The organism is Enterobacter sp. E12, assembly GCF_014596715.2.
Taxonomy (GTDB): domain Bacteria; phylum Pseudomonadota; class Gammaproteobacteria; order Enterobacterales; family Enterobacteriaceae; genus Enterobacter; species Enterobacter bugandensis.
The window spans coordinates 3,171,549-3,186,073 of sequence record NZ_CP115601.1; the positions used below are offsets into that span (position 1 = coordinate 3,171,549).

Genomic DNA, 14,525 nt, shown 5'->3' on the forward strand with positions numbered 1-14,525 from the left:
TTTACGCCGGCACTGACGCTTTTTATCCCCCCTTTACGCCAGCTCTTTTAACCTGAGTTCACTGCCGCTACGGCTTCATTGAAGAATGACTATGAACTCGATAATGAATGCGTTTTTCCTCAAAAGTCTCCGCCCTTACTTTAACTTTCCCGGATTATCACTCCCCGGCGCACTTAATTCTGGTCTCTGGCTGGATGAAAAAATTGACGCCCTGCAGCATAATGTTACCGTGGAAGTGGCCGACTATCTGGAACGCTACCCGCAGACGAAACACGTTGACGTTTACCTGAACGATATCAACGGCACGATGCGCGGCAAGCGCCTCACGGTGGAGAGCATGCTGAGTCTGGAAAAAGGCTGTTATTTTCCGCTTTCCGTCTACTCCATGGATCAGAAGGGAAAAATCGCCGCCCCGCTTTATGATGAACCCGACCGGCTGTGCGTCCCGGTCGCCGGTTCTCTGCGTCCCTGTCCGCAGGATCCGGAGCATACCGCGCAGATCCTGTTGACGATGAAGGACAGCGACGGTAACCCCTGCCCGCTTGAGCCACGCGCGATACTGCAGAACGTCGTGGCCCGCTTCCACCAGCACGGCCTTTTCCCGGTCATTGCCCCGGAAATCGAGTTTTACCTGACGGGACAGGGCGATCGCGATCCGCAAAATCAGGGCTGTTTTCACATGGACACCTCGTCGGCGCACGCGGCGCTTTTTGACGAGCTGGAACAGCTGGCGCACCTTCAGCGCATCCCGCTGTCAGGGGTGGTAGCGGAAGCCGAGTCCGGACAGTACGAATTAAACCTGAAGCACAGCCAGCGCGTCGTAGAGGTCTGTGATAACGTGCTGGCCCTGCGCCGCCTGACCCGCTATGTCGCTGAAAAGCACGGTCTTCAGGCTAACTTTATGGCTAAGCCCTTCAGCCAGCTCTCCGGCAGCGGTTTGCACATCCATTTCAGCCTTAACAACAGCCGTGGCGAGAACGTTTTTGCCTCGCCGGTGAACGCGCTGAGCAGCATGATGCGCTTGTGCATCGCAGGCCAGCTGGCGCTGATGCCCGCCTCCGTCGCCATTCTAGCGCCGGGGGTCAACGCGTTTCGTCGCCTGCGAAAAAACCTGACGGAACCCGTCTTTAACTCGTGGGGCTATAACACCCGCTCCGCTGCCCTGCGCATTCCCTGCTCGGAAGAGAGCAACCGTCGTATCGAGTACCGACTGGCCGGAGCCGATGCGAATCCGTATCTGGTGGCGGCCACAATCCTTACCGGCATGCTGTACGGGCTGGAACATATCGACGAGGGGGAACTCCCGGAACCGCAGCAGGACCAACCGGAACTCCCGCTGTTCCAGCAGGAGGCAATTGAGGCCTTCGCCCGCTGTCAGTATCTCACCGACAGCCTGGGCGACGCCTTTTCCGAACAGTGGGTCGCCTGCAAGCTTTCTGAACTCGAGTGGTTTGAGCGCATTGTGACGCAAGAAGAGTCCCATCTGGCATAGGCCATAAAAAAGCCCGCTCGGTGAGCGGGCCGGGTATGGCGAGTGACGATTACTTCTTACGGGCGTACTTCAGTGAATCCAGCGCCACCGCGAAGATGATGATGGCGCCCTTGATGATGTACTGCCAGTACGGGTTCACGCCGATGTAGGTCAACCCGTAGTTGATGACGGTAAAGATGATCACACCGGTGACCACGCCGAGCACGGTCCCCACCCCGCCGCTGAAGGAGACGCCGCCGACCACGCAGGCCGCAATCGCATCCAGCTCGTACATGAAGCCAAGGTTGTTCGTTGCGGAGCCGATACGGCCTGCTTCCAGCATCCCGCCGAAGGCGTAGAACACACCGGACAGCGCGTAAATCATCAGCAGGTTCAGGGCAACGTTTACCCCGGACACTTTCGCCGCTTCCGGGTTACCACCGATAGCGAAGATGTTTTTACCGAAGCGCGTTTTGTTCCACAGGATCCAGACGAACGCCACCGCAATCAGCGCATAGAAGGTAATGTACGACAGGCGGAAGCTGCCCAGCGCGATAAACCCCTGCGTGAAGGTGGAGAAGCCGCTGTCAAAGCCCGAAATCGGCGACGCGCCCACAAAGTCGTAGTACAGGGAGTTGATACCGTAAACGATGATCATCGTACCCAGCGTGGTGATAAATGGCGTCACGTTCAGGTAAGCGATGATAATACCGTTGATCAGACCAATCACCGCCCCGATGGCGCAGACAATCAGGATCACTACGAAAATCGGCATGGTCGCCATCTCCGGGAACACCTTGTTGGCGTTTTCCATCGACTGCAGCAGGGTTGCCGCAATAACCGCCGCCAGGCCGACCTGACGACCGGCAGACAGGTCCGTCCCCTGGGTGACGATAAGGCCCGCCACGCCCAGCGCAATGATGATACGCACGGAGGACTGGGTCAGAATATTACTCAGGTTCAGCAGGCTTAAGAACGTAGGGTCCTGGAAAATAATAATGGCCAGCAGGACTAAAAGAACAACGTAAATACCGCCTTCTTTCAGGTAAGTGAGAAAACTTTTTTTATTTAACGCACTCATGAGGAGCCCCTGATCTTAAAGGTGCAAAGACGCAAGACGCAAAATTTCATTTTGCGTTGTCGTTTTGGTGTCAACAATACCGGCAACGAGACCATTGCTCATAACCAGAATACGGTCCGTGATCCCTAACAGTTCCGGCATTTCGGAAGAAATAATAATGATCCCTTTATTCTTTTTCGCCAGCTCGGCAATCAGCTGATAAATTTCAAACTTCGCGCCGACGTCAATACCGCGGGTCGGTTCATCCAGCATCAAAATTTCTGGCTGGGTTAATAACCAACGGCCAATAATAACTTTTTGCTGGTTACCACCGGAAAGCGAACCGATTTGGGTACGATGGCCAGGCGTTTTCACGCGCATGGAGTCAATTACCCACTGGGTATCGCTCTTCATGCGGGAGTTATCCAGCAGCCCGACTTTGTTTTTGTAATTGCGAATATTAGAGATTAACGAGTTAAAGTTAATATCCAGATAAGCATAAATACCGGTCGAGCGACGTTCTTCCGTCACCAGCGCAAAACCGTTATTAATGGCTTCGTTGGCATTATGGTTGTTAATTTTCTTCCCGTGCAGCGTGATGGTGCCGTCGGCCTTCTCGCGGATGCCAAACAGGGTTTCCACGATGTCGGTACGCTTTGCCCCTACCAGGCCAGCAATGCCAAGAATTTCGCCTTTGTGAAGGTCGAAAGAAACATCGCGGATGGACGGCTGGCGCAGCGAGGTCAGATTGCGCACTTCCAGGATTACTTCACCTGGCTTGTTCTCTTTGTCCGGGAAGCGCTGGTTCAGGGAACGGCCGACCATCATGGCGATGATCTTGTCCATGTCCAGCCCTTCAAGCGGCTGCGTGGCAATCCACTGGCCGTCGCGCAGGATGGTAATTTCATCGCACAGCTGGAAGATCTCTTCCATTTTGTGCGAGATGTACACAATGCCGCAGCCGCGTTCTTTCAGCTTACGAATAATGGTAAAAAGGTGATTAACCTCTTTTTCCGTTAATGACGAGGTGGGTTCATCCATGATGACGATTTTCGCATCATAGGAGAACGCTTTGGCAATTTCGATCATCTGCATCTGGGAAACGGATAATGTCCCCACGCGGGCGCGCGGATCGATATCAATATCCAGCTCATCGAAGATCGCTTTGGTGTCGCGATACATTTTATCCTGATCGACAAACACACCTTTGGTTGGGTAACGTCCCAACCACATGTTATCCATTACCGAGCGTTGCAGTACCAGGTTTAATTCTTGGTGAACCATCGAGATACCGTTTTCCAACGCTTCTTTCGCTGAATGGAAATCGATCTCTTTCCCCTGAAAAAGAATGCTGCCAGAATCTTTTTGATAGATCCCAAAAAGACATTTTAATAACGTTGATTTACCCGCACCGTTCTCCCCCATTAATGCATGAATAGAGTGAGGACGGACTTTTAAATTAACATTATCAAGTGCCTTAACACCGGGGAAGGACTTGTTGACGCCTGTCATTTCCAACAAGTATTCACCGGACGACTGAGTAGTTGTGCTGACCATAATTATACCTTGTTGGCCTCGCATATCGCGTTATAAAAGGGCGCAACGAATTGCGCCCAGTGAAGACAAAACAAAGATCTTATTTACCGATAAACTCAGCCAGGTTGGACTGGTCTACGCCCACGTAAGGCACGCGAACGATTTTGTTGTCGATTTTCCAGTTGGTGCCATCCGCCGCGCCTTTACCGTCGGCGAGGTTTTTCGCCAGATCGAAGGTCGCTTTCGCCTGGTTGTTGGCATCGTTCAGAACGGTACCGGCCATTGCGCCAGATTTAACCAGCGCCAGCGCTTCCGGCAGGGCATCCACGCCAAATACCGGGATGGACGATTTATTGTGGGCTTTCAGCGCTTCAACCGCACCCATTGCCATCGCATCGTTGTTGGCAATGACCACTTCGATTTTGTTCGCGTTCGGGCCAGACAGCCACGCGTCCATCTTATCTTTCGCCTGAGCGGTGTCCCACATCGCGGTATCTAACGCCAGCTGCTGGGTTTTCAGGCCCTTGTCGTTCAGCTCTTTGATAACATAGGTGGTACGCGCTTCAGCATCCGGGTGGCCAGGCTCGCCTTTCAGCAGCACGAACTGGATCTGACCGTCTTTGTTCAGGTCCCAGTTCGGGTTCGCCGCCCAGTGCTTCGCGATCAGATCGCCCTGAATAATGCCGGACTCTTTAGAGTCAGTACCGACGTAATACGCTTTGTCATAGCTGTCCAGCGCTTTACGGGAAGGTTCTTTGTTGAAGAAGACGATTGGCACGTTCTGGCCGCGCGCTTTCTCAATAACCGTGCCTGCTGCAGCCGGGTCAACCAGGTTGATCGCCAGGGCCTTAACGCCTTTAGCCAGCAGAACGTCGATCTGATCGTTCTGTTTGGACTGGTCGTTCTGGGAGTCATTCATCAGCAGCTGTACGTCTGGCGCTGCTTTCGCATCTTTCTCAATTGCTTTACGCACAACAGACATGAAGTTGTCGTCGTATTTATAGATGGTCACACCAATACGGGTATCCGCAGCGTGCGCTGCTGCACCAAAAAGCATGCTTGCCATTACAGCAGACAGGGTCAACACCTTCTTATTCATGGTATCTCCGGTTTTTTTATGCAGGGTAGTTCTTGTGAATAACGATCGGCAGGCAGGTGTTAATAAAACGTTACTGACAGCCGACGTTCACTTATAAAATTTCTATCTTCCGTGGTCGGTAACGCTCCAGAAATGCGTTTTATTCGTTGTTTGCGGCACATAGGCTATGGTGAAAGCGAATAATCACCGTTACATAGCGTTTCAGCCCCTAAAACGCTGACATCATAGTCAGCGCCTTGTTAAGATACTGTGAATTTACTCACAGATTGAAAACGGTTACATCGCCTGGTGTAATCAGTTAGTGATCGGAACCACAATTTGCCGGGCGGCGACGGAATGACGACGCACCAGCGTCGGCATGAAGCAGTGAGTCGCCCCCGGATCCAGCAGCCCTGCCGCTCCCTGTAGCGCCAGCTCGGTCGCCAGTTTTGCCATAGAAGCAATGGGATAGCGCACCGTAGTCAGCTGCGGGTCGGTGTAACGGGCAATCGGAATATCATCGAAACCAATCAATGACAAATGCTGTGGCACCGCAATGCCGTTATCCTTCAGCGCAGTCAGCGCGCCTGCCGCCATGCTGTCGTTATAGGCAAACACCGCAGAAAGCTGCAGATTGCGGCCCAGCAGTTCCACCATTGCCGCCTCACCGCCCTGCATATCCGGCGTGCCGGTGCCAATCCAGCTTTCTGATGGCGTAATACCGTGCTCTTTCAGGGCGTTTTGCCACCCCTCACGCCGCAGCTCGTCATCTTCAATGTGATGGCTGGAGGCCAGATAGCCGATCCGCTGATGGCCGTTATTGATGAGCATTTTAGTGGCCATCATGGCGCCGCTGACGTTATCCAGCCCGACACAGCGGTGGGCATAGCCCGGGACGATGCGGTTGATTAACACCATGCCCGGGATCTGCTCCATAAACCCGGCCAGCTCTTCATCGCTTAAGGCTTTTGAGTGAACAATCAGGGCGTTGCAGCGCTGGCGGATCAGCACTTCAATGGCATAGCGCTCCTTTTCCGCCTCGTGATAGCTGTTGCCAATCAGCACGTATTTCTGATGCTGCTGGGCGACCACATCGACCGCTTTCACCAGCGCACCGAAAAAGGCGTCCGAGACATCCATTACCACCACACCGATGGTATCGCTGACCTGTGTTGCCAGCGCCTGCGCGTTGGCATTTGGCCGGTACCCGAGCTGGGTCACGGCTTTCATTACGGTTTCACGGGTTTCAGGGCTGACCAGCGCGCTGTTGTTCAGCACGCGGGAGACGGTAGCCACAGAAACGCCCGCCAGACGGGCGACGTCACGAATGGTGATCATATTCACCATCCTTCAAAGAATTGCAGCAACTCACAGACACCCCCTGTGTTTAGCAAGGTGGCTATTTTGGCAGCGAGAGAAAGGGGACTACGTGAAGAAGGTCACACTCATGAAAACGCTTACATCCGTTTTGTTAATGATTGTGATCCAGATCGTTATCTGGATGTATTACTCAATGATACCCCTGAAGCATGTGCGGTTAACTGACGCCACACCCACTCCAGCGGTCCCTGGCGGAAATAACGCAGCCAGATGACAGAAAACGCCAGATTTAGTATCCAGACCGGAATAACAAACGCCAGCAGTCCGAGGCGGTCGAATTTCATAAACAGGCCAAAGCGATAGAAAAGCGTGGTGCAGACCAGCGTCTGCAGGAGGTAATTACTTAACGCCATCCGCCCAACGCAGGCTACGGCGCTGACGATCCACAGGCGAGAAAGCTGCGGCCAGAAACCATAGATCAGCGCCGCATAGCCGATGGTCTGGAACGGCGCGCTCAATTCACGCGGCGCCTGCAGCAGGAACGCGCACCAGCGGTAATCCCAGTGAAGGTGCCACTGCGCCATTACCGCCGGAAGGTTAATCAGCACGCCCAGCAGGACCAGCCCCGCGCCGGTGCGGCGGTAGTGCCGCAGGCTGAATTCCCCTTTCAGCCAGCCGGTGCGCATCAGTGACGCGCCCATCAGCATCATGCCCGCCAGCTGCCAGCCGTATTGCGCCCCCAGGGCAAGCAGATTGTCGCCCAGCATATCCGCACGGTTGCTTATCGCTTCCGTACCGCCCTTCAGCTTCCAGTACTGCTCGTACTGGAGGTTAGCGGCGTCCGGGATCCAGGAACGGTTTGTCGCGTCACCGGAGATCAGCCCCAGCAAAAGCAGGACGCCGAGCCCCATGAGATAGAGCATCACGCCGGTGTTAAACAGGCTTTTCACGCTGTGCGCGTCGCGAATCAGCCGCCAGCAGATTAGCCCGACTAACCCATAAGCAAGAAGAATATCACCATCCCAGAAGAACAGGCCGTGGATAAAGCCGAGAATTGCCAGCAGCGTTAAGCGCGACTGGATCCAGCGCGTGCCGCGTTTGAGCAGAAGCTGCAGGCCCGCGCCAAACAGCAGCGCAAACAGCGTGAGGAATTTAACCTGAGCAAACAGGTCGAGGATCGCCCACGTCCAGGCATCGCTTCGGGTGATGTCGCCGTACCAGGCGGGATTGAGGTAAGCGGCCTTCGGCAGACCGAAGGCGCTGATATTCAGCAGCAGGATACCCAGAATGGCGACGCCGCGAACAAAATCGAGCGTGACGTTTCGCTCCATGGTCCCTGCCCTGTCTGATTAGTTGTGGTGACGCACGGCGCGCAGGAACTCCTGGCGGGTGTTCTGGCTCGATTTAAACAGGCCGCCCAGCGAGGTGGTGGTGGTCGCACTGGTCGCATCACGCACGCCGCGCGCTTTCACGCAGTAGTGCACCGCATCAATTGAGACCGCCACGTTATTGGTACCCAGCAGCGTTTGCAGCGCGATCAGGATCTGCTGCGTCAGACGCTCCTGCACCTGAGGGCGCTGCGCGAAGAACTGCACAATACGGTTGATCTTCGACAGGCCAATCACCGTGTCTTTCGGGATATACGCCACGGTCGCTTTGCCGTCGATGGTCACGAAATGGTGCTCGCAGGTGCTGGTCAGCGTAATATCACGGACCGTCACCATCTCATCCACCTTCATCTTGTTTTCGATGACGGTAATTTTCGGGAAGTTGGCGTAATCCAGTCCGGAGAAAATTTCGTCAACGTACATTTTCGCGATACGCTTGGGCGTCTCCATCAGGCTGTCATCGCTCAGATCGAGATTCAGCAGTTGCATGATCTCGGTCATATGCCCGGAAATCAATCTTTTACGGGTTTCATTGTCCATATCCTGAACGGGCGGACGCAGTGGCGTTTCAAGACCGCGCGCGAGCAGGGCTTCGTGGACCAGGGCAGCTTCTTTACTGAGTGATGACATTTTGTTCTCCTGCAGGTGTGGCGTCTTTCGCCCTCGTTGTGGCAAAAGTATGCGCTCATTGTGCGTGAGGCGACGCACATAATCCAGTATTCACGACGATAATTATTGCAATTGCTGTTGCCTTTCAGCGTGGCGATTCCAGACCAGGGCACCCGCGACAAACAGCGCAACGCCAGCCAGCCCCAGCGCAGGCTCCAGCCGGTGGGTTAGCCAGGTTGATAACGCCGAGGTCACCGGCCCCACCAATTGCCCGATGGCATACCCGGTGGTGAGCAGCCCCGCCATATAGCGCGTGTGGTGTGGCGCCAGCTCGCGGCCGTATAAAAGAGAGAGCTGCACCGCGCAGAGGAACCCGCCTCCCACCAGCATCCCGCCCGTCAGCAAGCCGCCAATGCCCGGCAGCAGCCAGGCCGCCAGTACGCCCGCACCCTGTAACCACAGTACTATCGCCAGCCTGCGGTTAGCGGTTGAGGTGTGGCGCAAAAGAATGCTGAGCGCAATGCCCACCACGGCGGCGGCACCAAAAATCGGCCAGACAAACTGGGCAAACAGGCTGCCGGGAAAACGCACCGCCGCCATTTGCGAAAGAAAGGTCGCCGGAAGGATATAGCCAAATCCCGCCAGGCTGTAGCTCCAGACCAGGCGCTTGAGATCCGTCGTCAGTACCAGCGGCTCTGGCGCGCTGCCGGGTCGATGAAGCTGTCCGGAACGCGGCAGATAGCGCGCCACCAGCGCGACCAATACCAGCGCCAGCACGCCGTAGATTTGCCACGCCGCACCGGCCGAAAGGGATTTCGCCTGAATATAGACCGCGAGCAGGCCGCTCAGGGCGATGCCCGCGCCAGGACCGGCAAACACGGCGGCACTGAGCCCCGGTTTACCCAGCTGCCCCAGCCGCTCGTTGCTCCAGGCGGCAATCAGCACCATTGACCAGCCGCTCATGCAGCCAATCACAAAGCGCAGCAGGCCGTGCACAACGGCGTTATCCGCGGCGGCGGAGAGCAGAGTCAGCGCAACCGCACCGGTGATGCCAAGCCAGAGTCGCGTTTCAACAAAGCGGTGCGCCCGCATGGCATCCCATGCGCCCACCAGATAGCCCAGATAATTCATCGCCGCCACCAGACCTGCGCTGGTGAGCGTGAGTTGCCCGGCGGCAATCATCAGCGGCACCTGAGGCGTAAAGGCGAAGCGCCCTATCCCCATCGCCACCACCAGAACGACAAACCCACTAAGCGCAATACGCAGCGCCATGACTGCTCCAATTGTTAAAGAAAAGTAAATTTATGATGCAGCATCTCGCCGCTCCGCGAAAGTGAAAGTTGCTCACAGGTAAATGAAAACGCTGTATTATGGCTCTAATGAATAGCTATTCTCATTAAGGAGCCCTGCATGGAACTGCTCGAAGAGCACCGTTGTTTTGAAGGTCGACAGCAGCGCTGGCGGCACGACTCCACCACGCTGAACTGCGCCATGACGTTCAGCATTTTCCTGCCCCCGACGGAAAACCCGCCGGTTCTGTTCTGGCTTTCAGGCCTGACGTGTAATGACGAAAACTTCACTACCAAAGCGGGCGCGCAGCGTATTGCGGCCGAGCTGGGCATTGCGCTGGTGATGCCCGACACCAGCCCGCGCGGCGATGATGTGGCGGACGATGCCGGGTACGACCTGGGCAAAGGTGCCGGATTTTATCTCAACGCCACCGAGCAGCCATGGGCGAGCCATTACCGCATGTATGACTACATTCGCGACGAGCTGCCTGCGCTGATTAAGGCCGAATTTACGGTGCGCGACCGCTGCGCCATCAGCGGGCACTCCATGGGCGGGCACGGGGCGTTAATCATGGCGCTGAAAAACCCGGGGAAATACACCAGCGTCTCTGCGTTCGCGCCGATTGTGAACCCAACGCAGGTGCCGTGGGGACAAAAAGCTTTCACAAACTATCTGGGTAAAGATGAAGAGAAATGGCAGGAATGGGACAGCTGCGCGCTGATGCTGGCAAGCCGGACGGAAGATGCGATTCCGATGCTTATCGACCAGGGTGATGCGGATCAGTTCCTCGCCGGACAGTTACAGCCTGCGGTTCTGGCTGAAGCGGCTCGCCAGAAGGATTGGCCGCTGACGCTGCGCATTCAGCCCGGGTATGACCACAGCTATTACTTTATGGCGTCCTTTATCGAGGATCATCTTCGCTTCCATGCGGAGCATCTGTTCAGGTAAGTTCAGCCTTTTTGCCCGGTAGCCTCCTGCATACCGGGCCTTTCCCCTCCCCCTCATTTACATAGTTCTATCCGCTTGAATCCAGGCTGGTTTCCTCTCACTCCCTTCAAACACAAATGATTTCAATTATCATTTGTGTTTACAATTCTACATTCTTTTGTACAATTCCAGGCTCTTCTCCATCTTAAAGAGTTCTTAAAAGACAAAATCATACAGTTCTCAGGGTTATCCCGATGGAGTTTTATTCATTTTTATACGGAATGTACAAATGACAATACCCCGCATTAAGCTCCTGGCCGTCGCCGTTGGCGCTGCCACATTCACCCCTCTCGTTCACGCAGCCGATCAGGACACCGTTGTCGTCACCGCGACGGGTTTTGAACAAAAGATCCAGAATGCCCCCGCCTCCATCTCTGTTATTTCGAAACAGCAGATTGAAGATAAAGCCTACCGTGATGTTACCGATGCCCTGAGAGACGTCCCGGGCGTGGTCGTCACCGGCGGCGGGAGTAGCAGTGATATCAGCATTCGCGGCATGGCATCTCAGTACACCTTGTTCCTCGTGAACGGCAAACGCGTCAGTACGCGAAGCACCCGCCCAAACAGCGACAACTCGGGTATTGAACAAGGCTGGCTGCCGCCGCTGGAGTCCATTGAGCGCATTGAGGTTATCCGCGGCCCGATGTCCTCACTTTACGGCTCCGATGCGATGGGTGGCGTCATCAACGTCATTACCAAAAAAGTCTCAAACACTAAAGCCTGGACCGGTTCGTTGCACGGCGATGCAACCTTCCAGGAAAACCATGATTCCGGCGATATCTTCCAGACCAACGCCTACGCTTCTGGTCCCCTGATTGACGGTCTGCTTGGCGCAAAAGTGACGGGGCTGTTGTCACGCCGCGCCGAAGATAAAATCGTGAACGGGTATAACGAGCAGAAAATGCGTAACGGTGGCATTACCCTGAACTTCACCCCGGATGAGAAAAACGATTTCGATCTTGATTTTGCTCGCGAGCTTCAGGACAGAAACAGCACGCCAGGGATGTCGAAAGCGGCTGAAACCTGCCGGGGAACGACCTGTAAGCCAAATACTAAAAGCGACTCACGCTATGAGCACACAACTTACTCCTTAACCCACAGCGGGTATTACGACGACTTCAATACCACCAGCTATATCCAGCAGGAAGAGACCAATAATCCAGGTCGCAAAATGCGCTCGTATAACACCACCTTCAACAACCAGAACCAGATTTTCCTCGGCGATCATACGTTGACCCTCGGCGGGCAGTATCGGTATGAGAAACTGCGCGACGAGGGCAATCAGCTGGAAGCTGCGGACGGCCTGAACAAACTGACGCGCTGGAGCTGGGCCCTGTTTGCCGAAGATGAATGGTCAATGACGGAAAGCTTTACATTGACCGGCGGCCTGCGTATGGACAAAGACCAAAACTACGGGACGAACTGGACGCCGCGCGGTTACGGCGTATGGCACCTGGCCGATCACTGGACGTTGAAAGGCGGGGTTTCGGCTGGCTATCGTGCGCCGGATCTGCGGCAGTCGTCTGCCAGTTGGGGCCAGGTAACGGGTGGCGGCCGTCTTGACGGTATCATCGTTGGCAACCCGGATCTGAAACCAGAGAAGAGCCTGAGCGAAGAGCTCGCCCTGCTCTGGGATAACAACGATAACCTGAATGCCGGCGTGACGCTGTTTAATACCGACTTCAAGGACAAGATTACGGAAGTTCGCCGCTGTAACAGCAGCGCCGATCCCGCCTGTACGATTGGCGATCACAGCTATGATTTTGTGAGCGACCGCGTTAACGTGGACAAAGCCAACATGCGCGGCGTGGAGTCCTCCTTCGGCTGGAAAATCTCGCGCGATGTAAACTGGACCGCAAACTATACCTATACCGAATCTGAGCAGAAGAGCGGTCAGTTCTCAGGCAAGCCGCTGAACAAGATGCCGAAGCACATGTTCAACACTACCCTGGACTGGCAGGCGACGCCCGACGTAGGTTTCTGGAGCCGTCTGAACCTTCGCGGTAAAACGTCTGAGTACCTGAGCCGCACGTCAATGTCCCAGGGCACACCGTCCTACACTCAGGTTGATGTCGGTCTGCGCTACAACGCGAACAAAAACCTGCTGGTTACCGCCGGTGTGTATAACGTGCTGGATAAGCAGATTGACTACGACACGTATGACACCGTGCTGGACGGGCGTCGCTATACGGTTGGCATGACCTACAGCTTCTGAGCTGCCCATAAAAAAGCCCGCTCGGTTGAGCGGGCTGAAAGAGAGGAAGCGCGGTTATTGTTTAAATCGTTCCGGGAAATCCATTTCACTGTAGCGAACGAAGCGGGTTCCTTTCGTCAGTTTGTAGCCAAACCAGATGATCAGGAACAGCGGAATACCAATGTAGGTCGCCGTGACGGCACCCCAGTCAATGGTGTCCGCAAGGAAGGCCTCATAGTTCTGACCCAGAGTAATGATCAGGCACAGAACGAAGGCGAAAATCGGCCCCAGCGGGAAGAACCCTGAACGGTACGGCAGGTTATTCAGGTCATGACCCTGCATGACGTAGCCGCGACGGAAACGGTAGTGGCTGATGGCAATGCCCAGCCAGGCGATAAAGCCCGTCATCCCGGAGGTGTTAAGCAGCCACAGGTACACCGTCTGGTTGCCGAACATGGAGGTCAGGAAGCACAGACCGGCAATCACCGTGGTGGCATACAGCGCGTTGCGCGGTACGCCGCCGCGGGACAGTTTCGAGAAAATGCGCGGCGCTTTGCCGTCGCAGGCCAGGGTATAAAGCATACGCGTGGAGGCGTACATGCCGGAGTTACCCGCCGACAGCACCGCCGTCAGGATCACCGCATTCATTACCGCCGCCGCTGAGAGCAGGCCCGCGTGCTGGAAGACCAGGGTGAACGGGCTGACGCTGATGTCTTTCACGTCGTTACGCAGCAGGCTTGGATCGGTATACGGAATGATCAGGCTGATAATCAAAATAGCGAACACGTAGAACAGCAGGATACGCCAGAACACCTGACGCACCGCGCGCGGAATGTTCTTCTCCGGGTTTTCGGATTCACCGGCCGCGATACCAATCAGCTCCGTGCCCTGGAAGGAGAAGCCGACAATCATCGCCACGCCAATCATCGCCGAGAAGCCCCCGGCAAACGGCGCATCGCCTATCGTCCAGTTGCTCCAGCCTGCAGGTTCAGCCCCTTTGAAAATACCCACGATCATCGCCACGCCGACGACGATAAAGATGATGACGGTGGCCACTTTGATCAAAGAGAACCAGTATTCCGCTTCGCCAAAGCCGCGCACGGAGATGTAGTTCAGCAGGAAGATGACGGCGAGGAACAGGGCGCTCCAGATCCAGCCCGGCGTGTCCGGGAACCACCAGGTCATCACCAGCTGCGCGGCGACGAGGTCCACGGCGATGGTGACGGCCCAGTTGTACCAGTAGTTCCAGCCCAGCGCGAAGCCGAAGCCTTCCTCAACGTATTTTTGTCCGTAGGTCGAAAACGAACCTGACACCGGCATGTATGCCGCCAGTTCGCCCAGGCTGGTCATCAGGAAATAAACCATCAGGCCAATCAGGATATAAGAGAATAATGCCCCACCCGGGCCGGCTGCCGAAATCGTTGCGCCAGAGGCAACGAAAAGACCTGTACCGATAGAGCCGCCAATGGCGATCATCGTCAGGTGACGCGCCTTGAGTTCACGACGTAGCGTGGGCGCTTCTGTGGTTTTAGTTTCTGAAACCATGTGAAAATGCTGTCCATTTAATAAATGAGGCGCGATTGTAGCAGACG

General features: G+C 55.4%; 11 protein-coding genes. 3 read left to right on the forward strand and 8 right to left on the reverse strand.

The annotated features are described in order from the left end of the window. The first annotated feature begins 103 nt into the window (after nucleotides 1-103). A complete protein-coding gene (locus IB212_RS15100; protein ID WP_041909019.1) occupies nucleotides 104-1,492 on the forward strand; it encodes a glutamine synthetase family protein in 1,389 nt (462 codons plus the stop codon). 49 nt (nucleotides 1,493-1,541) lie between these two features. On the opposite strand, the gene mglC is transcribed toward IB212_RS15100, so the two are convergent. The 7 genes from mglC to IB212_RS15135 all read right to left on the reverse strand — a co-directional run bounded on the left by mglC (nucleotide 1,542) and on the right by IB212_RS15135 (nucleotide 9,734). Beyond that, nucleotides 1,542-2,552 (reverse strand): galactose/methyl galactoside ABC transporter permease MglC, encoded by a 1,011-nt coding sequence (gene mglC, locus IB212_RS15105; protein WP_013097952.1) that lies wholly within the window; start codon nucleotides 2,550-2,552, stop codon nucleotides 1,542-1,544. Nucleotides 2,553-2,567: 15 nt separating this feature from the next. Next, a complete protein-coding gene (mglA, locus tag IB212_RS15110; protein ID WP_028013859.1) occupies nucleotides 2,568-4,088 on the reverse strand; it encodes a galactose/methyl galactoside ABC transporter ATP-binding protein MglA in 1,521 nt (506 codons plus the stop codon). A 79-nt stretch (nucleotides 4,089-4,167) separates the two neighbouring features. Further along, nucleotides 4,168-5,166, reverse strand: coding sequence for a galactose/glucose ABC transporter substrate-binding protein MglB (gene mglB, locus IB212_RS15115; RefSeq protein ID WP_008500923.1), 999 nt, complete (start codon nucleotides 5,164-5,166; stop codon nucleotides 4,168-4,170). A gap of 294 nt (nucleotides 5,167-5,460) precedes the next feature. Then, complete coding sequence (gene galS, locus IB212_RS15120) at nucleotides 5,461-6,483, reverse strand: HTH-type transcriptional regulator GalS (RefSeq protein WP_041909015.1); 1,023 nt, start codon at nucleotides 6,481-6,483, stop codon at nucleotides 5,461-5,463. 155 nt (nucleotides 6,484-6,638) lie between these two features. Then, nucleotides 6,639-7,796, reverse strand: a complete 1,158-nt coding sequence (yeiB, locus tag IB212_RS15125; protein ID WP_163332488.1) for a DUF418 domain-containing protein YeiB — start codon at nucleotides 7,794-7,796, stop codon at nucleotides 6,639-6,641. A gap of 18 nt (nucleotides 7,797-7,814) precedes the next feature. Then, the gene (folE, locus tag IB212_RS15130; RefSeq protein ID WP_047363083.1) at nucleotides 7,815-8,483 is read right to left on the reverse strand and encodes a GTP cyclohydrolase I FolE; all 669 of its coding nucleotides are present in this window, start codon (nucleotides 8,481-8,483) and stop codon (nucleotides 7,815-7,817) included. A 102-nt stretch (nucleotides 8,484-8,585) separates the two neighbouring features. Beyond that, on the reverse strand, nucleotides 8,586-9,734 hold the full coding sequence (locus IB212_RS15135) for a YbfB/YjiJ family MFS transporter (RefSeq protein ID WP_163332487.1): 1,149 nt from the start codon (nucleotides 9,732-9,734) through the stop codon (nucleotides 8,586-8,588). Between the two features lie 138 nt (nucleotides 9,735-9,872). Between IB212_RS15135 and fghA the strand changes: the two genes are divergently transcribed. Next, nucleotides 9,873-10,700: an S-formylglutathione hydrolase gene (gene fghA, locus IB212_RS15140; RefSeq protein ID WP_045629868.1), complete on the forward strand. Its 828-nt coding sequence runs from the start codon at nucleotides 9,873-9,875 to the stop codon at nucleotides 10,698-10,700. Nucleotides 10,701-10,968: 268 nt separating this feature from the next. Next, nucleotides 10,969-12,954, forward strand: coding sequence for a ligand-gated channel protein (locus tag IB212_RS15145; protein ID WP_028013864.1), 1,986 nt, complete (start codon nucleotides 10,969-10,971; stop codon nucleotides 12,952-12,954). 54 nt (nucleotides 12,955-13,008) lie between these two features. Here IB212_RS15145 and IB212_RS15150 read toward each other — a convergent pair whose 3' ends face one another. Beyond that, nucleotides 13,009-14,478 carry an amino acid permease gene (locus tag IB212_RS15150; RefSeq protein WP_028013865.1) on the reverse strand — a complete coding sequence of 490 codons (1,470 nt, stop codon included), beginning with the start codon at nucleotides 14,476-14,478 and terminating at the stop codon, nucleotides 13,009-13,011. Nucleotides 14,479-14,525: the final 47 nt, after the last annotated feature.